Source organism: Burkholderia reimsis, from assembly GCF_003294055.1.
GTDB lineage: Bacteria > Pseudomonadota > Gammaproteobacteria > Burkholderiales > Burkholderiaceae > Burkholderia > Burkholderia cepacia.
Map to the genome: position 1 here is coordinate 69,864 of NZ_QMFZ01000034.1, position 22,885 is coordinate 92,748.

Here is a 22,885-nt window from a genome sequence, read left to right on the forward strand (position 1 = left end):
CATCGGCGCCTCCCTGCCGGCGGACGATCCGCCCCGGAAACGCCCCGCTGGCCAGAACCGCTCCGGCCAGCGGGGCGTTTCTGCTTCCACCTGCGTGCCGACCGGACGATGCCGGCTCGGTATCCCGCCAGCTCTGATGCCATGATTCCCGCAATACTCCCTGTTGATCCTTATTTCATGGAACAATAGGGAATATATTGAGCATCACGAGCCGATCATGTTCCATACCGTCGACGAGTCCGCCGCCCGCCTGCGCCTCCACCCGAAGACCGTCCTGCGCTTCATCCGCGAGGGCAAGCTGCGTGCGACGCGGGTCGGCCGCGCCTACCGCATCCTCGACACCGACCTCGCCGCGTTCGCGCAAACCGAGCCGGCCGCGCCCGCGCCCGTGCCGCGTGCGGTGCGCGTCACCAGCATCGTCGACATTCCGGACGCGTCGCAGTCGCTGCACCAGTACCTGTCGCGATCGCTGCATGCGATGGCGTCCGGCCGCACGTCGTACGTCGACCCCGTGCGGATCGACGTCACGTTCGATCCCGCCGCGAGCCAGGTCAAGATCATCGTCGCCGCGACGCCGGCCGACACGGCCGTGCTGATGTCGTCGCTCGAGGCTTTGCTGCAGCAAAGCGGGACATGAGCGCGATCTTCAGGTCGCCGCGCCATGCACGCGCCATTCGCGCGGCTTATGACACCGCGCTGTCGCACTGGCCGGCCGGGCATCGGCGCGTCACCGTGCAGACGCGCCATGGCGCGACGCACGTGATCACCTGCGGCCCCGAGCACGCGCCGCCGGTCGTGCTGATCCACGGCGCGCAGACGACGGCGGCGAGCTGGCAGCATTACGCGGCGCAATGGTCGACACACTTCCGGCTCCATGCGATCGACGTGATCGGCGAAGCAGGACCGAGCGCGCCGTCGCGACTGCCGCTTGCGGGCGACGCGCATGCGCAGTGGCTCGACGACGTGCTGGACGGCCTGCAGGTGTCACGTGCCGCGTTCGTCGGCATCTCGCTCGGGGCGCGAACGGCGCTCGACTTCTCGTTGCGGCGGCCGGCACGCGTGACGCGGCTCGCGCTGCTCTGCCCGTCCGGCATCGGCCGGCAGAAGCGGTTTCTGTGGTGGGCGCTGCCGTTGTTGCTGCTCGGCGATGCCGGGCGCGCATGCGTGCGACGGCGCGTGCTCGGCCGCCTGCCGCCCGCGTCGACGGCGGCCGAACGTGACACGCTCGCGCTGATGCACGCCGTCGATCGCGGGTTTCGCCCGCGCATCGAACCGATTCCGGTGTTCGCCGACGACGTGCTGCGCACGCTGTCGGTGCCCACGCTGGCGATCGTCGGCGGCCGCGACGTGATGCTCGACTCGCAAGACACGCGTGAGCGCCTGACGCGTCTCGTACCGCACGCGCAGATCCTGTTTCTTCCCGAGCAGCCCCACTTCATCCGCGGGCAACGCGACACCGTACTCGCGTTTCTCGCGTCGACGGAAACCATCGACATGCCCCACCGAATCGTTCAGGCAGCCGGCCGCCGCGTGCTGGTCCGCGCCCCCTCCGCTCCCGTCGTGCAGCGGGAAAGCGATGCGCTCGACCTCGTCGCCCTCGCGCACGAGCACGAAGCCGACTGGATCGCGGTGCCCGCGGATGCGCTGCACGACGACTTCTACCGGCTCGAAAGCGGCCTCGCGGGCGCCGTCCTGCAGAAGCTCGTCAACTACGGCGTCAGGCTCTGCGTGGTCGGCGACATCGAGCGCTGGCTCACGCGCAGCGAAGCGTTCCGCGCACTCGTGCGCGAATCGAATCGCGGGCAATCGGTGTGGTTCGTCGCCAGCGAGGACGACCTGCTGCGCAAGCTCGGCGCATGACGTGTCGTCCAAGGTCACCCTGGACGAAAAAAAGCCCCGAAGGCCTTCCGGCATTCGGGGCTTTCTTGCGCGGGTTGCGCGGGCCGCCTGCGGCAGGCGGCCACGCCGCCCGCGTCAGACCACGGTGATCGCGAGCGCGCTTTCGCGGTAGTGCTTCGCGGCCTTGTCGGTTTCGCCGAGATGCTCGAACAGGCGCGCGAGCGCACGATGCGCACGCACCTTCAGCGCCTCGTTGTCGGCGAGCTTCAGCGCCGATTCGAGGAACGACTGCGCCTTGCCCCACAGCTGCTGCTGCTGGCACAGGCGGCCGAGCGCGAACAGCAGGTCGGCATCCTCCGGGTGATCCTTCTTCCACCCTTCGGCCTTCTGGATCAACGGCAGCGCATCGGCGCCGGCCGTATCCGGGTAACGGCGCAGCAGGCGCGCATCCCAGTTGTGGGCAAGCGCGTCCTCGACGATGCGACGCGCTTCGTTGCGGCGCTCGAGCGGAACGAGAAGATCGGCCGCGAGATCGGCGAGACGCGGCGACTGGCGCTCGACCGGCGACAGCGACTGCCACACCTCGAGCAGCGCGTCCGGGTCGTGCCGGCGTTCGCGCAGCAGGTTTTCCGCAGCCTGCTGGCGCAGCCGCACGGCCGCGGCCGGATGCAGTGCCTCGCGCTTCTCGAGCGCCTTCGCAAGCTTCAGCACCTCGGCCCAGTTCTTCAACTGCTGCTGCGCGCGCAGCGCAACCTGCTGCGCATGGATACGCTTGCCGCCCGCCTGCAGGTCGGCCAGCGCGGCGAGCGCGCCGTCGGCATCGCGCGCATCCGCGCGCATGTCGGCCGCGGCGAGCAGCCGTGCGTCCTGCCATTCGGGTGCGTCGACCTTCGACAGCCAGTCGTCGCGACGCGTGTACTCGTGCATCCGGTGCGCGGCAGTCGCCGCGACGAGACTCGCCGCGCCCTGGTTCGCGTCGACCGACAGCGCTTCACGCGCGGCCTTCTCCGCGCGCGAGAAGCGGCCCGCGTACAGGTTCGCGATCGCGTCGCGCAGCGATGCCTGCGCCTTCTCGTTGCGCGAACGCGCACGATACGCGGCGACCCGCTGCGGCATGCGCCAGATGTTGCGCACGATGCGCAGCAGCGCATACACGACGATGAACAGCACGACGATGGCGATCACGAACAGGTTCAGCGACACGTCGATCCGGTACGGCGGATAGACGAGCAGCACCTGCCCCGCGTCGAAACGGCCGACGGTGGCGAGCGCAGCGGCGATCGCGAACAGGACCGCGAGCCAGACGATTCCTCGAAGCGTCATCGTTACCCCCGGCTCTTGAACTGCTGAACGGCGTTCAGGCTCGTGTTCAGGTTCGGCACCGCGACCGTCAGCGATGCGCCGTCAACCTGCTTGAGCAGATCCTCGACGGTCTGCGTGTCCTTCGATGCCTGGTCGAAATACTTCCCGAGCGACGCCTGCGCGGCGTGCAGGTCGGCCTTCATCGCGCCGTCGTTGCGCGCGAGCAGCGACAGGCGCGCGGTCAGCAGGCGCAGCTTCACGTTCTCGCGCACGAAGTAGCCCTGGTCGGGCGACGCGAGCATCGCGTCCGCATTGTCGATCCGGCGCACCTGCACGAGCCCCTTCAACTGCTGGCCGAGGCCGGCCGAGAAGTCGTGCCACCACACCTTCCAGCGCGGCTCGCCGGCCACGGCCGACGATGCGGCATCGGCCGGCGCGGCTTTCGGCGCTTCGTGCGGGACGATCGCCTCGCCGGACAGCGGCAGCGCGTCGATCTTCGCGATCGCGTCGTCGAGCTTGATCGCGAGGCCCGTGAGGTCGGCCGCCGGTGCGGCCTTCAGCTTCTCGATGTCCAGCGCGAGCGCCTTGCGCACCGTGACGGCCTGCGCGCTCTGCGAGGTGGCGAGGCGCGCGTCGGCATTCTGCAGCGCGATCAGCGCGAGCTGCGTGTTGCCGGTCAGCTGAAGCTGCTGGCTCGCGCTCGACAGCATCTGGTCGACTTCCTCGAGCATCCACGCATCGCGGTTGCGCGACAGGTCCTGGTATTGCTGCTGCAGCGCCTGCTGCGCGCTCTGCGCGTCGGCGAGCTTGCCGTCGAGCTGCGCGAGCTGCGTGTCGACCTGGTGCGTGCTCGCCAGCGCCTGCTCGGTCTTCATCCGCGTTTCGGCCGTCTGTGCGTCGAGCGCCTTCTGGCGCGCGACGAACGTGCCGTCGAGCCGGTCGATCTTGCGGTTCAGCGCGTAGCCGCCGACGCCCGCCGCGCAGCCGAGCACGACGACGACGAACCACAGCACCGCGCTGCCGCCGCGGCGCGCGGGCGGTTCGGACGCCATATAGGCGGGACGGGACGGCGGTGCGGATGCAGCGGCCGGCTGGGAAGCGACGCTTTTGGAATCGTTGGTATCTGTCATGCGTTTAGTCACCGGTGCGGCTGTCGCCGGTTGGACGGCCTCGTCGGCCATCGTTCGAAACGCGCGGACGATGCGCTCATCGCCCGCGCCGGTCAGCGTAATCCTATCAAAACCCAATGCGCGCGCGGTCTGCTCGATGCGCGGATGCGGCGTGACGAGCGGCGCATGCTTCAGCGCGGCGATCTCGGCATCGTTCAGATGCGCCCGCGCGAGTTCGTGCAGGTTGCGCACGCCTTCCGAGCTCGTGACGAGCCACGCATGCGGTTCGCCGTCGAGCAGCGCATGCACGCGCTCCCACGCGCCGACGCGCGGCTCGGGCACGACGCGCCGGTACGCGGCGACGAGCGTGACGTCCGCGCCGGCCTCGCGCAGCCGGTCGGCGAGCCATTCGCGCCCGCCGTCGCCGCGTACGATCAGCACGCGCTTGCCCGCCAGCGCGGGCGCGCCGCCGAATTCGGCCTCGATGCGCGCGAACAGGCTTTCCGAATCGTAATGGGGTACGCCGCCGTCGGCCGGCGCCTGCGGCGCGATCACCCGATGCGCGGGCGCCGCGATGCCGTGACGCTCGAGCGCCGCCACGCTGCCGGGCCCGACCACGCCGACCGGCAGCGCATTCGGCCAGATCGCGCCGTACTGCGCGAGCGCGCGGTCGATCGCGTTCGGCGACACGAAAATCACCAGCGCGTAATCCGCGAGCGCCGCGAACGCGGCGTCGAGCGGCGCCGGATCGTCGACGGGCGCAATATCGATCAGCGGGAATTCGAGCACGTCGCAACCGGCCTCGGCCAGTTGCGACGCGAGCGCGCCGGACTGGCCGTCCGGGCGCGTCAGGACAGCGGTGAACGCGCGCGCGCCGCCCGCCATCAGGCGTCGCCCTTGCCGGCGGCCTGCGAGCCCGCGAGCAGCGCCTGGACGATCTCGAGCGCGCCTTGCGCCTCGAGTTCGTCGGACACGGCGCGGCCGAGCGCGAGCGCATCGGCGACGCTCATGACGGCCCCGCACGCCTCGGCGGTCAGCACGCGCTTGCCGTCGGTCGTCGACACGCGGCCCGTCAGGTACAGCTCGCCCGCGCGCCACACCGCATGCGCGGCGAGCGGCACCTCGCAGCTGCCGCCGAGCGCGCGCGACACCATCCGCTCGGCCTCGACCGCAAGCGCGGTCTGCGGGTCATGCAGCGGTGCGAGCCACGCGGCGACATCGTCGCGGTGCGACGCGATCTCGATGCCGAGCGCGCCCTGGCCCGCGGCGGGCGGGCTCGCATCGACGTCGAGCAGCGCGCGGATCCGCGCCTCCAGGCCGAGGCGCTTCAGGCCGGCGGCCGCCAGGATGATCGCCGCGTAATCGCCGCGATCGAGCTTCGACAGGCGCGTGTCGAGGTTGCCGCGCAGCGGCAGCACGTCCAGGTGCGGGTAGCGCGAGCGCAGCATCGCCTCGCGGCGCAGGCTCGACGTGCCGACCACGGCACCGGTAGGCAGCGCGTCGAGCGACGCGTAGTCGTTCGACACGAAGGCATCGCGCGGGTCCTCGCGCTCCATGATCGCGGCAAGCGAGAAGCCTTCCGGCAGCGCCATCGGCACGTCCTTCAGCGAATGCACGGCGAGATCGGCGCGGCCGTCGGCCAGCGCGGCCTCCAGTTCCTTCACGAACAGGCCCTTGCCGCCGACCTTCGACAGCGTGCGATCGAGAATCTGGTCGCCGCGTGTCGTCATTCCGAGGATTTTCACGTCACAAGCTGGATATAATTTGCGCAGCGCATCACGCACATGTTCGGCTTGCCACATCGCCAGGCGGCTCTCGCGCGAAGCAATCGTCAACGTCGCGGGCGGCTGTGCCTGTTGCGGCCCGGCCGCAGGAGTCTCGGAATTCATTGCTGGAACATCGAAGGACGGGATTGAAGATCGAACAATGGTAGCACGCACGCCCCCGCCCGCCCGGGCCCGGAGCCTGCGTCCGGCCTGCCGCCGGGCGGGTCGCGGCGCCGATGTGCGGATGTGCCGCACGTAGCTGGTTGCTTGACCGCAGTTTCGCAGTTTCCGCAGTTCCTTTTGACTCGAGCTTTCCCAAGGAAACCCATCGTGAAGTCTTCCGGATCGGCGCGTACGGCGCGCCGCAATGCTGCCCTGTCCTCCTCCGACGCCTCGACGGACACCGTCGCCACCGCCGCGAACGGCCGTGCGAAAACGGCAACGAAACCGAAAGACCCGATACATCAGACAAAACGCACGGCGAAGGCCGCCGGCCCGGCCGCCCGCACGGCCGGTGCGACGAAGGCCGGCACCCGCACGCGCGACGACAAGGACGGCCCGCTGTTCGACGACATCCGCTTCCTCGGCCGCCTGCTCGGCGACGTCGTGCGCGAGCAGGAAGGCGACACCGTGTTCGACGTCGTCGAGACGATCCGCCAGACCGCCGTCAAGTTCCGCCGCGAGGACGACAGCGAAGCCGCGCAGACACTCGAGAAGAAGCTGCGCAAGCTGACGCCGGAGCAGACGGTGAGCGTCGTGCGCGCGTTCAGCTATTTCTCGCACCTCGCGAACATCGCGGAAGACCGCCACCACAACCGCCGCCGCCGCATCCACGCGCTGGCCGGCTCCGCGTCGCAGCCCGGCACGGTCGCGTACGCACTCGAGCAACTGAAAACGACCGGCAATGCGTCGAAGCGACTGCTGCAGCGCTTCTTCGACGATGCGCTGATCGTGCCGGTGCTGACCGCGCACCCGACCGAAGTGCAGCGCAAGAGCATCCTCGATGCGCAGCACGACATCGCGCGCCTGCTCGCCGAGCGCGACCAGGAGCTGACCAGCCGCGAGCGCCAGTACAACGAATCGATGCTGCGCGCGCGCGTCACCACGCTGTGGCAGACCCGCATGCTGCGCGACGCGCGCCTGACGGTCGGCGACGAAATCGAGAACGCGCTGTCGTACTACCGCGCGACGTTCCTCGACGAACTGCCGGCGCTGTACGGCGACATCGAGGCCGCGCTCGCCGAGCACGGCCTGTCCGCGCGCGTGCCCGCGTTCTTCCAGATGGGCAGCTGGATCGGCGGCGACCGCGACGGCAACCCGAACGTGACCGCGTCGACGCTCGACGAAGCGATCAACCGCCAGGCCGCGGTGATCCTCGAGCACTATCTGGAACAGGTGCACAAGCTCGGCGCCGAACTGTCCGTGTCGAACCTGCTCGTCGGCGCGAACGACGCCGTGAAGGCGCTCGCGGCCGCGTCGCCCGACCAGTCGCCGCACCGCGTCGACGAGCCGTATCGTCGCGCGCTGATCGGCATCTACACGCGGCTCGCCGCAAGCGCGCGCGTGCGTCTCGGCGAAGGCACGGTGCCCGTACGCAGCGCGGGCCGCGGCGCGCCGCCCGTGCGCGCGATCCCGTATGCGGATTCCGAAGCGTTCGTCGCCGACCTCAAGGTGCTGACCGCGTCGCTCGACGAACACCACGGCACGTCGCTCGCCGCGCCGCGCCTCGCGCCGCTCGTACGCGCGGCCGAAGTGTTCGGCTTCCACCTCGCGAGCATCGACCTGCGCCAGAGCTCCGACATCCACGAAGCCGTGGTCGCCGAGCTGTTCGCGCGCGCGGGCGTCGAGGCCGACTACGCGGCGCTCGCCGAGGAAGACAAGCTGCGCGTGCTGCTCGCCGCGCTCGCCGATCCGCGTCCGCTGCGCTCGCCGTACCTCGAATACTCCGCGCTCGCCCAGAGCGAACTCGGCGTGTTCGAGAAGGCGCGCGACGTGCGCGCCCAATTCGGCGCGCGCGCGGTGCGCAATTACATCATTTCGCATACGGAAACCGTCAGCGACCTCGTCGAGGTGCTGCTGCTCCAGAAGGAAACGGGCCTGCTCGAAGGCGCGCTCGGCGTGCCCGGCGGCAACGCGCGCAACAGCCTGATGGTGATCCCGCTGTTCGAGACGATTCCCGACCTGCGCGACGCCGCGCGCATCATGCGCGAGTACTTCGCACTGCCGGGCATCGACGCGCTGGTCGCGCACCAGGGCGCCGAGCAGGAAGTGATGCTCGGCTATTCGGACAGCAACAAGGACGGCGGCTTCCTCACGTCGAACTGGGAGCTGTATCGCGCGGAACTCGCGCTCGTCGACCTGTTCCGCGACCGCAAGATCACGCTGCGGCTGTTCCACGGCCGCGGCGGCACGGTCGGCCGCGGCGGCGGCCCGACCTACCAGGCGATCCTGTCGCAGCCGCCGGGCACCGTGAACGGCCAGATCCGCCTGACCGAACAGGGCGAGGTGATCGCGAGCAAGTTCGCGAACCCGGAAATCGGCCGCCGGAACCTCGAAACGGTCGTCGCCGCGACGCTCGAGGCGACGCTCCTGCCGCAGAACAACGCGCCCGCGCAGCTGCCGGCGTTCGAGGCCGCGATGCAGACGCTGTCCGATTCGGCGATGGCCGCGTACCGTGCGCTCGTCTACGAAACCCCGGGCTTCACCGACTATTTCTTCTCGTCGACGCCGATCACCGAGATCGCCGAGCTGAACATCGGCAGCCGCCCGGCCTCGCGCAAGCTGCAGGATCCGAAGCAGCGCAGGATCGAGGACCTGCGCGCGATTCCGTGGGGCTTCTCGTGGGGCCAGTGCCGGCTGCTGCTGACGGGCTGGTACGGCTTCGGCAGCGCGGTGAGCGCATATCTCGACGGCGCGCAGGATGAAGCCGAGCGCACGAAGCGCGTCGCGCTGCTGAAGAAGATGAACAAGACCTGGCCGTTCTTCTCGAACCTGATGTCGAACATGGACATGGTGCTGGCGAAGACCGACCTCGCGGTCGCGTCGCGCTACGCGCAGCTCGTCTCCGACCGCAAGCTGCGCAAGCACGTGTTCGAGCGGATCGTCGCGGAATGGGAGCGCACGTCGCAGGCGCTGGCGGAAATCACCGGGCACGAAGGCCGCCTCGCGACCAACCCGCTGCTCGCACGCTCGATCAAGAACCGCTTCCCGTATCTCGATCCGCTGAACCACCTGCAGGTCGAGCTGATCAAGCGCCACCGCGCGGGCGACACGAACGCGCGGCTGCGCCGCGGGATTCACCTGACGATCAACGGGATCGCGGCCGGCCTGCGCAACACGGGCTGATCCGCATGCGGCGCGGCGCGATGCCGCGCCGGCCGGCGACGTGAAAGCCGCGATACCCACCGTATGCACGGTGGTGTATCGCGGCTTTTTTCATGCTCGCGGGCGTCGACGAAACCGTGCCGGCGCACCGCACGCTCAGTGCGCGTCGATCAGCAGCGCGTCGTGCTCGAACGATCCGTCGGGCTGCACCGCGTAATAGCCGCGCACCTCGTCGGGCGCATGCGCCCACAGCGCACGAATGCCGGTCACGCTGTCGGCCGGCGTGCGGATGCGCGCGACCCACGTATCGAAATCGATCGGCAGCCGCCAGCGGCTGTGCACGTGCGCGTCGAAGCCGGCATCGCGGAACATCGCGAGCCATTCGTCCGCGCGGTAGTCGCGCACGTGCGACGCGTCGCGCAGCACTTCCGCGGCCTGCAGGTACGTATCGAGGAGCGGATGGTCGTTGCCGGCGATGTCGATCATCAGCACGCGGCCGCCCGGCTTCAGCACGCGGCGCACTTCGGCGAGCGCCGCGCGCATGTCGTGCCAGTGGTGCGCGCTCATCCGGCTCACGACCCAGTCGAACGTCGCCGTCTCGAACGGCAGTTTCTCGGCCGGGCCCTGCTGCGTACGGATGTTCGCGAGCCCGCGCTCGCGCGCCGCGGCGTCGACCGTCGCGAGCATCTGCGCGGCGAGATCGTAGGCAACCACGTCGCGCACGTGCGGCGCGACCGCGAAGCTCGCGTGGCCGGCGCCGCAGCCGAGATCGAGCACCGCGGCATCGGGCGTCGCACGCACCGCGTCGGCGAGCGTCTGCAGGTCGGCGCCCGTCGCGTGGACCGTGCTCGTCAGGTAGGCGGCGGCCGTCGTGCCGAATGCGTCGGCGACCTGGTCGTGGTGTTTCATCGTTCTCTCCTTTCTCTTGCGCAATCGGCCGGCGCGGATGCGTCCGTGCACTTTCCGGCCCCATGCAACACGTTTTGTGGGACGCCCGCTCCCCTGGCAGCGCGCGAGCCGCTACAATAGGCCTGCGCTTGTACCAGTACAAGTTAAGCAGTTATTCTGGTATTCGATACACCTGTCTGATCATTGCCGCGTCCCCGCTTCCACTTCGCCGTTTCCGCATGAACCAGCCGTCCTCCGCCCCCGTCCCGCCGCTCGACGCCACGCCCGCCCGTGCGCTCGGCGAATTCATCCGCGCCCACCGCGAGCGGCTGTCGCCGCAGGCCGTCGGCCTGCCGCCCGGCCCGCGCCGCCGCACGCCGGGGCTGCGGCGCGAGGAAGTCGCGCAGCTCTGCGGCGTCAGCCCCACCTGGTACACGTGGATCGAACAGGGCCGCCCCGTGTCCGCGTCGGCCGATGCACTCGCGCGGATCGCCGTCGCGCTGCAACTGTCGAAGGCCGAGCGCGCGTACCTGTTCGAGCTGGCCGCGCAGCGCGACCCGGCCGAGCCCGACGTCGCGGGCGGCGACCTGCCGCCGACGCTCGCCGCGACCGTCGCGGCCATTGCGACGCCCGCCTACGTGCTCGACCGGCAATGGAACGCACTCGCGTGGAACGCACCGGCCGCCGCGCTCTTTTCCGGCTGGCTCGACGGCGAGCACGACCGCAACCTGCTGCGCTTCACCTTCATGTCGCCGGCCGCGCGCACGCTGATCGTCGACTGGGAAACCCGCGCGCGGCGCCTAGCGGCCGAATTCCGCGCCGATTCGATCCGGCACCTGACCGACGCGCCCACACGTGCGCTGATCGACGCACTGACCGCCGGCAGCGATGCCTTCGCGCAGTACTGGGCATCGCAGGACGTGTTCGAACGCGAAGGCGGCCTGCGCGAATTCGACCATCCGGCCGACGGCCGCCTCGTGTACCAGCAGATCACGCTGAAGCCCGCGCACCGCGAAGACCTGAAGCTGGTCGTGCTCGTGCGCGACTGAACGGGCCGGCCCGCGCGGGCCACGGCCGGCGGGCCGCCGCGAACGGCTGCGCGCCGCGGCGGGCAGGCCCGCGAATGTTAGAATCGCGGGATTCCCTCGGCGGCGCACGCCGCCCAACATCCCCTTCGAAGAATCGCCATGACGTCCCAACTGCACAAAAAGGGCGAGGCCTGGTCGGCCCGCTTCTCGGAACCGATGTCGGAGCTGGTCAAGCGCTACACGTCGTCGGTGTTTTTCGACAAGCGCCTCGCGCTCGTCGACATCGCCGGCTCGCTCGCGCACGCGAACATGCTCGCCGCGCAGAAGATCATCAGCGCCGACGACCTGGCCGCGATCGAACGCGGGATGGCGCAGATCAAGGGTGAAATCGAGCGCGGCGAATTCGAATGGCAGCTCGACCTGGAAGACGTCCACCTGAACATCGAGGCGCGCCTCACCGCGCTGATCGGCGATGCCGGCAAGCGCCTGCACACGGGCCGCTCGCGCAACGACCAGGTCGCCACCGACATCCGCCTGTGGCTGCGCGGCGAGATCGACCGCATCGGCGGCCTGCTGAACGACCTGCGCGGTGCGCTGCTCGACCTCGCGGAACACAACGCCGACACGATCATGCCGGGCTTCACGCACCTGCAGGTCGCACAGCCGGTCACGTTCGGCCACCACCTGCTCGCGTACGTCGAGATGTTCTCGCGCGACGCGGAACGCATGCGCGACTGCCGCACCCGCGTGAACCGCCTGCCGCTCGGCGCGGCCGCGCTCGCCGGCACCAGCTACCCGATCGACCGCCATGCAGTGGCGAAGACGCTCGGCTTCGACGGCATCTGCGCGAACTCGCTCGACGCGGTGTCGGATCGCGACTTCGCGATCGAGTTCACCGCGGCGTCCGCGCTCGTGATGACGCACGTGTCGCGCTTCTCCGAAGAACTGGTGCTGTGGATGAGCCCGCGCGTCGGCTTCATCGACATCGCCGACCGCTTCTGCACCGGCAGCTCGATCATGCCGCAGAAGAAGAACCCGGACGTGCCCGAGCTCGCGCGCGGCAAGACGGGCCGCGTGAACGGCCACCTGATGGCGCTGCTGACGCTGATGAAAGGCCAGCCGCTCGCGTACAACAAGGACAACCAGGAAGACAAGGAACCGCTGTTCGACACGGTCGACACCGTCGCCGACACGCTGCGGATCTTCGCCGAGATGGTGGCCGGCATCACCGTGAAGCCGGACGCGATGCGCGCGGCCGCCCTGCAGGGCTTCTCGACCGCCACCGACCTCGCCGACTACCTGGTGAAGCGCGGCCTGCCGTTCCGCGATGCGCACGAAGCCGTCGCGCACGCCGTGAAGATCTGCGACGACCGTGGCATCGACCTGGCCGACCTGACGCTCGACGAGATGAAGCAGGAACTGCCGAACGTCGCGCACCTGATCGGCGAAGACGTGTTCGGCTACCTGACGCTCGAAGGTTCGGTCGCCAGCCGCAATCACCCTGGCGGCACCGCGCCCGACCAGGTGCGTGCGGCGGTCAAGGCAGCCCGCGCCGCGCTCGGCCGGTAAGCCCGCTGTTCCGGACGGACGCCATCGGCGTCCGTTTTTCATTCGGGCGGCCGTCGCGCCGCCCATCGCCTTCCCCGCTTCCCGAATGCCGCCGATGACCTTTTCCGCCGCGCTCTTCGACATGGACGGCCTGCTCGTCGATTCCGAGCGGACCATCATGAACACGTGGATCGACGTGTCGAATGCGCACGGTGTCACGCTGACCACCGCCGACTACCTGCAGATCGTCGGCCGCTCGTTCGCCGAAGGCCAGGTGATCCTGGCGCGGCTGATCGGCAACCCCGACACGTTCGACGCGGTGCGCACCCGCGTGCGCGAGCAGCTCGCGGCGCCCGAACCGCATCCGAAGTTTCCGCTGAAGCCCGGCGCGTTCGCGCTGCTCGACACGCTCGCGCAAGCCGGCATTCCGTGCGCGGTCGCGTCGTCGTCCTCGAGCGAGGTGATCCGCGCGCGGCTCGACGCGGTCGGCGTGCTGCCGTTCTTCCGCGCGATCGCGGGCGGCGACGAAGTCGCGCGCGGCAAGCCCGACCCGGCCGTCTACCGGCTCGCGGCCGAACGCCTCGGCGTGCCGGCGCACGCATGCGTCGCGTTCGAGGACAGCGATTTCGGTGCGCAGTCGGCCGCCGGCGCGGGCGCCGCGGTCGTCACCGTGCCCGACCTGAAGGCGCCGACGCCCGAGATCATCGCGCTGAGCCTGCACGTGCTCGCCTCGCTCGACGATGCGCTCGCGCTCGTGCCGTCGTGGTTCGGCGGGCACGATACGCGACGGCCCGCGTAGATCGCGTGCCACCCAATGCAAAACGGGCACCCGAGGTGCCCGTTTTGCCATCTCGCCGAACAACCGGCATCGCGGTTGCGCTTACTTGTTGCCCGCCGTCTCCGACAGCCGTTTCATCGTCGCGATGCGCGCGCCGATCAGGTCGACACGGCCGTCCTCGCCGACGAGCGGCGCCGTCGCATCGCGGAACCCGACCCACGCGCGCTGCGCGCGTACGAGCGTCGCGGCCGAATGCGCGGGCATCTTGCGGCGCAGCTTCTGGTAATAGCGGTTCAGGTCGAACAGCGCGTGCTCGCACGCGGCGTCCTGTTCGCACGGGCGCACGCGGCGCACGGCCGGATCGCGCGGCGCGTTCGCCGGCTTGCCGTTCGGCCGGGCGCCACCCCGGGCTGCACTCGTGCCCCCCTGCGCGCCGCTCGTGGCCGCCACCGGCACGGCGGCGGGCGCCGGGGCATAACGATCGGCCGCGCCGCGCAGCGCCAGCGCGCGATCGCGCACGGGCTGCAGCTGCAGGTCGGCACTCGACATCGCGTACGAGGTGCCGCGCGTGGTGTCGTACACGGCCTTCAGCAGATGCACTTCATCCTTGCGCCACGTGAGCCAGCGGCGCTGGCTGTCCTGCCAGCCGCGCTTCGCGTCGGCCGGCGCATCCTTCAACAGGCGCTGGTATGCGCCGTCCATCACGGCCTGCCACTGCTGCTGCGCTTCGCCCATGCACTGGATCTGGCCGGCCGGCGAAGACCGGTCGCGCCGCGCGAGGCATTGCCGCATCGCGACGTCGATCGGGTCGGCCGCCGCGACTTCCGCGTGCGCGACACCCATGCCCGCCAGCCCCGACACGCCTGCCGCCCAGACGACGAGCGCGGCCACCGCCGCACGCATCGCCTGGATTCGTCCGTGCGTCGCCATCAGTCGCGCACGCAGTCGACGAAGTACTCGACGCGGCCGTTCACCTCTTCCGCGACGAGGCCGTGGATGTCGGTGTGGAAGCCCGGGAAGCGTTCGTTGAAGTCGCGCGCGAACCGCAGGTAGTTCACGATCGTCTTGTTGAAGCGCTCGCCCGGAATCAGCAGCGGAATGCCCGGCGGGTACGGCGTGAGCAGGATGCTCGTCACGCGGCCTTCGAGCTCGTCGAGCGGCACGCGGTCGATCTTGCGGTGCGCGAGCTTCGCGAACGCGTCCGACGGCTTCATCGCCGGTTCCATGTCCGACAGGTACATCTCGGTCGTCAGGCGGGCGATGTCGTTCGCGCGGTACACGTCGTGGATCTGCGTGCACAGGTCGCGCAGGCCGACACGCTCGTAGCGCGGATGCTGCGCGACGAATTCCGGCAGCACGCGCCACAGCGGCTGGTTGTTGTCGTAGTCGTCCTTGAACTGCTGCAGCTCGGTCACCATCGAGTTCCAGCGGCCCTTCGTGATGCCGATCGTGAACATGATGAAGAACGAGTACAGGCCGGTCTTCTCGACGATGATCCCGTGCTCGGCCAGATACTTCGTGACGATCGCGGCGGGGATGCCCGTCTCGCCGAACTCGCCGTCGACGTCGAGCCCCGGCGTGATGATCGTCGCCTTGATCGGGTCGAGCATGTTGAAGCCTTCCGCCAGCGGGCCGAAGCCGTGCCAGTGGTCGTTCGGCTTCAGCATCCAGTCGTCGCGCGAGCCGATGCCTTCCGCCGACAGCTCGTCCGGGCCCCACACGCTGAAGAACCAGTCGTCGCCGTATTCGGCGTCGACCTTGCGCATCGCGCGGCGGAAATCGATCGCCTCGGCGATCGATTCCTCGACGAGCGCGGTGCCGCCCGGCGGCTCCATCATCGCGGCCGCGACGTCGCACGACGCGATGATCGCGTACTGCGGGCTCGTCGACGTATGCATCAGGTACGCCTCGTTGAAGCGGTGCTTGTCGAACGTGCGGTTCTCCGAATCCTGCACGACGATCTGCGACGCCTGCGAGATGCCCGCGAGCAGCTTGTGCGTCGAGTGCGTCGCGAACACGAGCGCGCCCGTGCGCGGACGGCCGTCGCCGATCGCGTGCATGTCGCGGTAGAAATCGTGGAACGTCGCGTGCGGCAGCCACGCTTCGTCGAAGTGCAGCGTGTCGAGCAGGTCGCCGAGCAGGTCCTTGATCATCTCGACGTTGTAGACGACGCCGTCGTACGTGCTCTGCGTGATCGTCAGGATGCGCGGCTTCATGTCCGGGTTCTGGCGCATCGCCTCGCGCGCGAACGGGTTCGCCTCGATCTTCTTGCGGATGTTCTCCGGCTTGAACTCGTCGCGCGGGATCGGCCCGATGATGCCGAAGTGGTTGCGCGTCGGCGTCAGGAACACCGGAATCGCGCCCGTCATCGTGATCGCGTGCAGGATCGACTTGTGGCAGTTGCGGTCGACCAGCACGATGTCGCCGGGCGCGACCGTCGCGTGCCAGACGATCTTGTTCGACGTCGACGTGCCGTTCGTCACGAAGAACAGGTGGTCCGCGCTGAAGATGCGCGCCGCATTGCGCTCGGACGCCGCGACCGGGCCCGTGTGGTCGAGCAGCTGGCCGAGTTCGTCCACCGCGTTGCAGACGTCGGCGCGCAGCATGTTCTCGCCGAAGAACTGGTGGAACATCTGGCCGAGCGGGTTCTTCAGGAACGCGACGCCGCCCGAGTGGCCTGGGCAGTGCCACGAGTACGAGCCTTCGTCCGCGTACTTCACCAGTTCCTTGAAGAACGGCGGCGCGAGCGAGTCGAGATAGACCTTCGCTTCACGGATGATGTGGCGCGCGACGAACTCCGGCGTGTCCTCGAACATGTGGATGAAGCCGTGCAGCTCGCGCAGGATGTCGTTCGGCAGGTGGCGCGACGTGCGCGTCTCGCCGTACAGGAAGATCGGGATGTCCGCGTTGCGGCGGCGCACTTCGGTGACGAACGCGCGCAGCTCGATGATCGCGGTCGCGAGTTCGGGCAGTTCGCCGTCCGGGCCGGTTTCGCCGAGCATGAGTTCGTCGTCGTCGATCGACAGGATGAAGCACGACGCGCGGCTCGACTGCTGCGCGAACGACGTCAGATCGCCGTAGCTCGTGAGGCCGAGGACTTCGACGCCCTCCTTCTCGATCGCTTCGGCCAACGCCCGGATGCCGGAGCCCGAGATGTTCTCGGAGCGGAAATCTTCGTCGATGATGACGACGGGGAAACGAAACTTCATGGGCGATTCTCCAAAAAGAACGACCGCGGCGCGTCACGCGCAGCGGTCACCCGGAAACTGGTGAGACGTTATGCAACCAGATCAGGTTTTCGGCAGCGTGACACCGCGCTGCCCCTGATACTTGCCGCCGCGATCCGCGTACGACACGTCGCACACTTCGTCGCTTTCGAAGAAGAGCACCTGCGCGACGCCTTCGTTCGCGTAGATCTTCGCGGGCAACGGCGTGGTGTTCGAGAATTCCAGCGTGACGTAGCCTTCCCACTCGGGTTCGAACGGCGTCACGTTGACGATGATCCCGCAGCGCGCATAGGTCGACTTGCCGAGGCAGACCGTCAGCACGGTGCGCGGGATGCGGAAATATTCGACGGTGCGGGCCAGCGCGAACGAGTTCGGCGGGATGATGCACACGTCGCCCTTGAAATCGACAAACGAACCCTCGTCGAAGTTCTTCGGATCGACGATCGTCGAGTTGATGTTCGTGAAGATCTTGAATTCGTCCGCGCAGCGGATGTCGTAGCCGTAGCTCGACGTGCCGTAGCTGACGATCCGGCGGCCGTCCTCGGACGCGCGGACCTGATCGGGCACGAACGGCTCGATCATCTTGTGCTCTTCGGCCATGCGCCGAATCCATTTGTCGGACTTGATACTCATATCGGGGCGCCTGGAAACGCTGCGTGACGGTCAGGGAGGGCCGCTCGCGCGAGACGGCGGCCGGGAAAGGCGGACATTTTACGCGATCATCGGCGCGCGCACGTGGCGGCCGTCAACGGATCACGCCGCAGGCGAGCGCGGGCCCCGCGCCATGCTGCGGAAACGCGGGATCGCTCGGGTCGCGGTGCACCAGCGCCGCGCGGTTCATCGCCGAGCGCACGCCATCGAGGGCCAGATCGGGCGCGACGATGAAGCCGGCCGCGACGCCGTTCGCGTCCGCATGGATGTTGCCGAGATCGCCGGCGACGCGGGCGCCCGCGCGCAACCGGTCGGCGGCCGGCGCGAACACCTGGCCGGCGCTCGAGCCGTCGCCCGCGTTGCAGTCGCCGCGTTCGTGCACCTGTAGCGCGTGATCGCTGTTGGGCGGAAGGCCGGCCAGGTTGTACGTGACCTGAACGCCGTCCGGACGCTCGACGAACGTCACCGCGCCGCGCGCCTGCGAGCCGACCGTCGGCTGCAGTTGTGCGTCGGCCCGTTTTTCGTGCGACGAGGAAAAGGAAGTGCAGCCGGCCAGCAGGCCCAGCGCGGCGGCGGCCAGCAGCGCGCACCGCACGCGGCCGGCACGCACGCCGTGATGTCGTTGTTTCATTCGATCCTCATGCCGGCTGGCGGCCGTTTGACACGACGGCCGCGCCGGGCGGGTAAAGGGACCCGGGAAAAGTCGCCATGATACCGCGCCTCGCGGCGCCGTAAACAGCGTGAGGCCCCGCCCCGCAAGGGTTTTACGTATTTTGAACAACGATCGACGGGAACTTCGACGTCATGTCGCGCGAACGCTCGGCAATCGCCAGTGCGACGCCGCGCGCGATGTCGCGGTAACGACGGGCCAGCGCGCCTTCGGGATCGGCCGCGACCGTCGGCGTGCCGCTGTCGGCCCGCTCGCGGATCGCGATGTCGAGCGGCAGGCTGCCGAGCACGTTCACGTCGTAATCCTTCGCCATCCGCTCGGCCCCGCCGGCGCCGAAGATGTGTTCTTCGTGGCCGCAGTTCGAACAGACGTGGATGCTCATGTTCTCGACGATGCCGAGGATCGGAATCCCGACCTTCTCGAACATCTTCAGGCCCTTCTTCGCGTCGAGCAGCGCGATGTCCTGCGGCGTCGTGACGATCACCGCGCCCGTGACGGGCACGCGCTGCGCGAGCGTGAGCTGGATGTCGCCCGTGCCGGGCGGCATGTCGACGATCAGGTAGTCGAGCTCGCGCCAGTTGGTCTGGCGCAGCAGCTGCTCGAGCGCGGAGGTCGCCATCGGGCCGCGCCATACCATCGGGTTGTCTTCCTCGATCAGGAAGCCGATCGAGTTCGCCTGCAGCCCGTGGCCGACGAGCGGGTTCATCGACTGGTTGTCCGGCGACTCGGGGCGCTGGCCGTGGATGCCGAGCATCGTCGGCAGCGACGGGCCGTAGATGTCGGCGTCGAGGATGCCGACCGACGCGCCTTCGGCGGCGAGCGCGAGCGCGAGGTTGACGGCCGTCGTGCTCTTGCCGACGCCGCCCTTGCCCGATGCGACCGCCACGATGTTCTTCACGTTCGGCAGCAGTTTCACGCCACGCTGCACCGTGTGCGCGACGATCTCCTGCGACACGGCGACGCGCGCGTCGCGCACGCCGGGCACGGCCTGGAGCGCCGCGGTGACGCGTGCGCGCACGTCGTCGTGCTGGCTGCGCGCGGGATAACCGAGCACCACGTCGAGCGCCACGACATCGCCGTCGATCGCGACGTTGCGCACGCCCTTGTTCGCCGCATACGGACGGCCGGTATTGGGGTCGACGACAGCCGCCAAAGCGGCGTCGACTTGTGCCCGGTCAATGCTCATCGAAACTCCGTGAAAACGTTTTTCTCGCGCGCAAACGTCAAAAAATATCAAATTACGCTGCGAAAATCGGGAAAAGTGAAAGAATCTGTTGCACGCCATTGCGCGAACGCGCGACCCGGCGCACTCTTCGCCTGCGGCATGCTATGGGGCCAAATCGGCCGCCAACCGCCTATATTGTAGAGGCTGACGCGTCGCACTGCCCGAACAGCCACGCTGACGGACAGGGCATGCGGCCACCTCGGCGGCTGCCGCTGGCGCAGGCCTGCCCTCCTTTTTCGGGCGGCCCGCGCGTGGAGCCGTAACTGTTGTCGTCGTTGTCGACTCGTTCAACCAAGAGAGGAATCCAAGATGAACATGAAAATCGCGACCCGTCTGTCCGTCTTCGCATTGGCCGGCGCACTGCTGGCAGGCTGCGCCACGCAGCAAGGCAACAATACGGCCGTCGGTACCGGCACGGGTGCGGCGCTGGGCGCAGGCATCGGCGCGCTGGCGGGCGGCGGCAAGGGCGCGGCGATCGGCGCGGGCGTCGGCGCACTGGTCGGCGGCGTGACGGGTTACAACTGGCAGGCGATCAAGAACAAGCTCGCGCCGTCGGCAGCCAAGACGGGTACGCAGGTGACCGAGCAGCCGGACGGCTCGCTGAAGCTGAACGTGCCGAGCTCGGTGACGTTCGCGACGAACCAGTACGCGATCACGCCGGCCTTCACGCCGCTGCTGAACGACCTGGCGACGACGCTGAACCAGAACCCGCAAGTGACGGCATCGATCGTCGGCTACACGGACAGCACGGGTTCGCAGCAGCTGAACCAGACGCTGTCGCAGAACCGTGCGCAGAGCGTCGTCAACGCGCTCGTGCAGCGCGGCGTCGCCGGCGGCCGCCTGTCGGCACAGGGCATGGGCCCGTCGAACCCGATCGCGGACAACGCGACGGAAGCCGGCCGCGCACAGAACCGCCGCGTCGAAATCTACCTGCGCGCAGCACAGGCGCAGTAAGCGCACGACGAGGGGAAGGCGCGGGCCCGCCGCCCGCGCAGCCCCGCCGGACAAGGCTTCCGGCGGAGCCGGTAACAAATCGAAAAAATTTTCGAACTTCTGTCGCAGGCCGCGGTCAGTATTTACGGTACGCGGCTGGTGTTGCCGGCGCGTCACCATTCTCCTCTTGTCGTTGTTGCTCCGGGGCCGTATCCGCCCCGGTTTTTTTTGCCCGCGGAATTCGTGTTGCGCCGCAGCACGTCACCTCCGGGCATGCCGCTTGCGCGGCCCCGCCCGTTCCGGCGCCCCGTCAGCGGCGCCCTGCCCGCGTCGCTGGCGCGCGCCCCTGCTAGAATCGCAGTTTCCCGTCGTTTTCCGCCGTTCCTCTACAGACCCTATGTCCGCATCCGACCTCACTTCCGTGCAGGCTGCGGCGCCGCAAGGTGACCGCCAGATCCTCGTTACGTCCGCACTGCCCTATGCCAACGGGCAGATCCACATCGGCCACCTGGTCGAGTACATCCAGACCGACATCTGGGTGCGGACGCTGCGAATGCATGGCCATGAGGTCTACTACATCGGCGCCGACGACACGCACGGCACGCCGATCATGCTGCGCGCGGAGAAGGAAGGCCTGACCCCGAAGCAGCTGATCGACCGCGTGTGGACCGAGCACAAGCGCGACTTCGACAGCTTCGGCGTGTCGTTCGACAATTTCTACTCGACCGATTCGGACGAGAACCGCGTGCTGAGCGAGAAGATCTACGTCGCGCTGCAGGAAGCCGGTTTCATCGCCGAGCGCGAGATCGAGCAGGCGTACGATCCCGTCAAGGAAATGTTCCTGCCCGACCGCTTCATCAAGGGCGAGTGTCCGAAGTGCCACGCGAAGGACCAGTACGGCGACAACTGCGAAGTGTGCGGCTCGACCTACCTGCCGACCGAACTGCTGAACCCGTATTCGGTCGTGTCGGGCGCGACGCCGGTACGCAAGACGTCGAAGCACTACTTCTTCCGCCTGTCCGATCCGCGCTGCGAAACGTTCCTGCGCGAATGGGTGAGCGGCCTCGCGCAGCCCGAAGCGACCAACAAGATGCGCGAATGGCTCGGCGACGCCGGCGAGGCCAAGCTCGCCGACTGGGACATCTCGCGTGACGCACCGTACTTCGGCTTCGAGATCCCGGGCGCACCCGGCAAGTATTTCTACGTGTGGCTCGACGCGCCGGTCGGCTACTACGCGAGCTTCAAGAACCTGTGCGACCGCAACGGCGTCGACTTCGACGCGTGGATCCGCCCGGGCTCGACCACCGAGCAGTATCACTTCATCGGCAAGGACATCCTGTACTTCCACACGCTGTTCTGGCCCGCGATGCTCGAGTTCTCGGGCCACCGCACGCCGACCAACGTGTTCGCGCACGGCTTCCTGACGGTCGACGGCGCGAAGATGTCGAAGTCGCGCGGCACGTTCATCACCGCGCAGAGCTACATCGACACGGGCCTGAACCCTGAATGGCTGCGCTACTACTTCGCCGCGAAGCTGAACGCGACGATGGAAGACATCGACCTGAACCTCGACGATTTCCAGGCGCGCGTGAACAGCGATCTCGTCGGCAAGTACGTGAACATCGCGAGCCGCGCGGCAGGCTTCCTGATCAAGCGCTTCGACGGCCGCGTGCAGGACAGCGCGATGAACCATCCGCTCGTCGTGAAGCTGCGCGATGCGATTCCGGGGATCGCCGCGCACTACGAAGCACGCGAGTACGGCCGCGCGCTGCGCCACACGATGGAGCTCGCGGACGAAGTGAACGCGTACGTCGACGGCGCCAAACCGTGGGATCTCGCGAAGGATCCGGCCAACGCGGTCGCGCTGCACGAAACCTGCAGCGTGAGCCTCGAGTCCTTCCGCCTGCTGTCGCTCGCGCTGAAGCCGGTGATGCCGCGCGTGGCCGAGGCCGTCGAGTCGTTCTTCGGGATCGCGCCGCTCGCATGGGCCGATGCCGCGAAGCCGCTGTCGTCGGAACAGCCGATCAAGGCGTACCAGCACCTGATGACGCGCGTCGACCCGAAGCAGATCGAGGCACTGCTCGCCGCGAACCGCGATTCGCTGCAGGCCGAGGCCACCGGCGCGGCCGCCGCGAGCGCGAACGCCGCCAAGGAGGCGAAGAACGCCAAGGCGAACGCGAAGCCGGCCGCCGTGAACGGCGCCGACGATGCCCCCATCTCGATCGACGATTTCGCGAAGATCGACCTGCGCATCGCGAAGATCGTCGCGTGCCAGGCCGTCGAGGGTTCGGACAAGCTGCTGCAGCTCACGCTCGACGTCGGCGAGGAAAAGACCCGCAACGTGTTCTCGGGCATCAAGTCCGCGTACCAGCCCGAGCAGCTCGTGGGCAAGCTGACCGTGATGGTCGCGAACCTCGCGCCGCGCAAGATGAAGTTCGGCCTGTCCGAAGGGATGGTGCTTGCCGCGTCGGCCACCGACGAGAAGGCGGAACCGGGCCTCTACATCCTCGAGCCGCACAGCGGCGCGAAGCCCGGCATGCGCGTGAAGTAAGCCGAACGCGCTGCCGCTGGCGCGAAACAAAGCCCCGCACGATTCG

Annotated in this window: 17 protein-coding genes; 8 read left to right on the forward strand and 9 right to left on the reverse strand. The window is 68.6% G+C overall.

Features of this window, described 5'->3' with window-relative positions; all coding sequences use genetic code 11:
• Positions 1 to 217 precede the first annotated feature (217 nt).
• Together DPV79_RS31195 and DPV79_RS31200 are read left to right on the forward strand one after the other, a co-directional pair.
• The gene (locus DPV79_RS31195; protein ID WP_113047266.1) at positions 218 to 637 is read left to right on the forward strand and encodes a helix-turn-helix domain-containing protein; all 420 of its coding nucleotides are present in this window, start codon (positions 218 to 220) and stop codon (positions 635 to 637) included.
• A complete protein-coding gene (locus DPV79_RS31200) occupies positions 634 to 1,860 on the forward strand; it encodes an alpha/beta fold hydrolase (protein ID WP_113047267.1) in 1,227 nt (408 codons plus the stop codon). The genes DPV79_RS31195 and DPV79_RS31200 overlap by 4 nt, the downstream gene beginning before the upstream one ends.
• 114 nt (positions 1,861 to 1,974) lie before the next feature.
• Here DPV79_RS31200 and DPV79_RS31205 read toward each other — a convergent pair whose 3' ends face one another.
• Genes DPV79_RS31205 through hemC form a run of 3 tightly spaced genes read right to left on the reverse strand, consistent with a single transcriptional unit; the run spans position 1,975 to position 6,139 of the window.
• Entirely contained in the window at positions 1,975 to 3,162 is a 1,188-nt protein-coding gene (locus DPV79_RS31205) for a heme biosynthesis protein HemY (protein WP_011352869.1), read from the reverse strand.
• Between the two features lie 2 nt (positions 3,163 to 3,164).
• Positions 3,165 to 5,135: a fused uroporphyrinogen-III synthase HemD/membrane protein HemX gene (gene hemDX, locus DPV79_RS31210; protein WP_059618841.1), complete on the reverse strand. Its 1,971-nt coding sequence runs from the start codon at positions 5,133 to 5,135 to the stop codon at positions 3,165 to 3,167.
• Positions 5,135 to 6,139, reverse strand: a complete 1,005-nt coding sequence (gene hemC / locus DPV79_RS31215; RefSeq protein WP_059816324.1) for a hydroxymethylbilane synthase — start codon at positions 6,137 to 6,139, stop codon at positions 5,135 to 5,137. Before hemC ends, hemDX begins: the two co-directional genes overlap by 1 nt.
• A 207-nt stretch (positions 6,140 to 6,346) precedes the next feature.
• On the opposite strand from hemC, the gene ppc reads away from it, so the two are divergent.
• Positions 6,347 to 9,361, forward strand: coding sequence for a phosphoenolpyruvate carboxylase (gene ppc / locus DPV79_RS31225; RefSeq protein ID WP_113047268.1), 3,015 nt, complete (start codon positions 6,347 to 6,349; stop codon positions 9,359 to 9,361).
• A 135-nt stretch (positions 9,362 to 9,496) separates the two neighbouring features.
• Here the strand turns inward: ppc and DPV79_RS31230 are convergent, their stop codons facing one another.
• Positions 9,497 to 10,249, reverse strand: a complete 753-nt coding sequence (locus DPV79_RS31230; protein WP_027786741.1) for a class I SAM-dependent methyltransferase — start codon at positions 10,247 to 10,249, stop codon at positions 9,497 to 9,499.
• 218 nt (positions 10,250 to 10,467) lie between these two features.
• Here DPV79_RS31230 and DPV79_RS31235 point away from each other — a divergent pair, with 218 nt between their 5' ends.
• The 3 genes from DPV79_RS31235 (at position 10,468) to DPV79_RS31245 (ending at position 13,603) form a co-directional block, all read left to right on the forward strand.
• Positions 10,468 to 11,277, forward strand: coding sequence for a helix-turn-helix transcriptional regulator (locus tag DPV79_RS31235; protein WP_059531903.1), 810 nt, complete (start codon positions 10,468 to 10,470; stop codon positions 11,275 to 11,277).
• 138 nt (positions 11,278 to 11,415) lie between these two features.
• On the forward strand, positions 11,416 to 12,825 hold the full coding sequence (argH, locus tag DPV79_RS31240) for an argininosuccinate lyase (protein ID WP_113047269.1): 1,410 nt from the start codon (positions 11,416 to 11,418) through the stop codon (positions 12,823 to 12,825).
• Positions 12,826 to 12,919: 94 nt separating this feature from the next.
• Positions 12,920 to 13,603, forward strand: a complete 684-nt coding sequence (locus tag DPV79_RS31245; protein WP_113047277.1) for an HAD family hydrolase — start codon at positions 12,920 to 12,922, stop codon at positions 13,601 to 13,603.
• Positions 13,604 to 13,684: 81 nt separating this feature from the next.
• On the opposite strand, the gene DPV79_RS31250 is transcribed toward DPV79_RS31245, so the two are convergent.
• The 5 genes from DPV79_RS31250 to apbC form a co-directional block, all read right to left on the reverse strand.
• Complete coding sequence (locus DPV79_RS31250; RefSeq protein WP_113047270.1) at positions 13,685 to 14,512, reverse strand: lysozyme inhibitor LprI family protein; 828 nt, start codon at positions 14,510 to 14,512, stop codon at positions 13,685 to 13,687.
• The gene (locus DPV79_RS31255) at positions 14,512 to 16,791 is read right to left on the reverse strand and encodes an arginine/lysine/ornithine decarboxylase (protein WP_021163792.1); all 2,280 of its coding nucleotides are present in this window, start codon (positions 16,789 to 16,791) and stop codon (positions 14,512 to 14,514) included. Before DPV79_RS31255 ends, DPV79_RS31250 begins: the two co-directional genes overlap by 1 nt.
• Positions 16,792 to 16,872: 81 nt before the next feature.
• Complete coding sequence (dcd, locus tag DPV79_RS31260) at positions 16,873 to 17,442, reverse strand: dCTP deaminase (protein WP_006398615.1); 570 nt, start codon at positions 17,440 to 17,442, stop codon at positions 16,873 to 16,875.
• Positions 17,443 to 17,554: 112 nt separating this feature from the next.
• Entirely contained in the window at positions 17,555 to 18,091 is a 537-nt protein-coding gene (gene sodC / locus DPV79_RS31265) for a superoxide dismutase [Cu-Zn] (protein ID WP_060062624.1), read from the reverse strand.
• A 133-nt stretch (positions 18,092 to 18,224) separates the two neighbouring features.
• Entirely contained in the window at positions 18,225 to 19,316 is a 1,092-nt protein-coding gene (gene apbC, locus DPV79_RS31270) for an iron-sulfur cluster carrier protein ApbC (RefSeq protein WP_113047271.1), read from the reverse strand.
• Between the two features lie 348 nt (positions 19,317 to 19,664).
• On the opposite strand from apbC, the gene DPV79_RS31275 reads away from it, so the two are divergent.
• Both DPV79_RS31275 and metG read left to right on the forward strand, forming a co-directional pair.
• Positions 19,665 to 20,309: a YiaD family glycine zipper/OmpA-like lipoprotein gene (locus tag DPV79_RS31275; protein ID WP_021163796.1), complete on the forward strand. Its 645-nt coding sequence runs from the start codon at positions 19,665 to 19,667 to the stop codon at positions 20,307 to 20,309.
• 376 nt (positions 20,310 to 20,685) lie between these two features.
• Positions 20,686 to 22,839 carry a methionine--tRNA ligase gene (gene metG / locus DPV79_RS31290; protein WP_059686614.1) on the forward strand — a complete coding sequence of 718 codons (2,154 nt, stop codon included), beginning with the start codon at positions 20,686 to 20,688 and terminating at the stop codon, positions 22,837 to 22,839.
• Positions 22,840 to 22,885 lie beyond the last annotated feature (46 nt).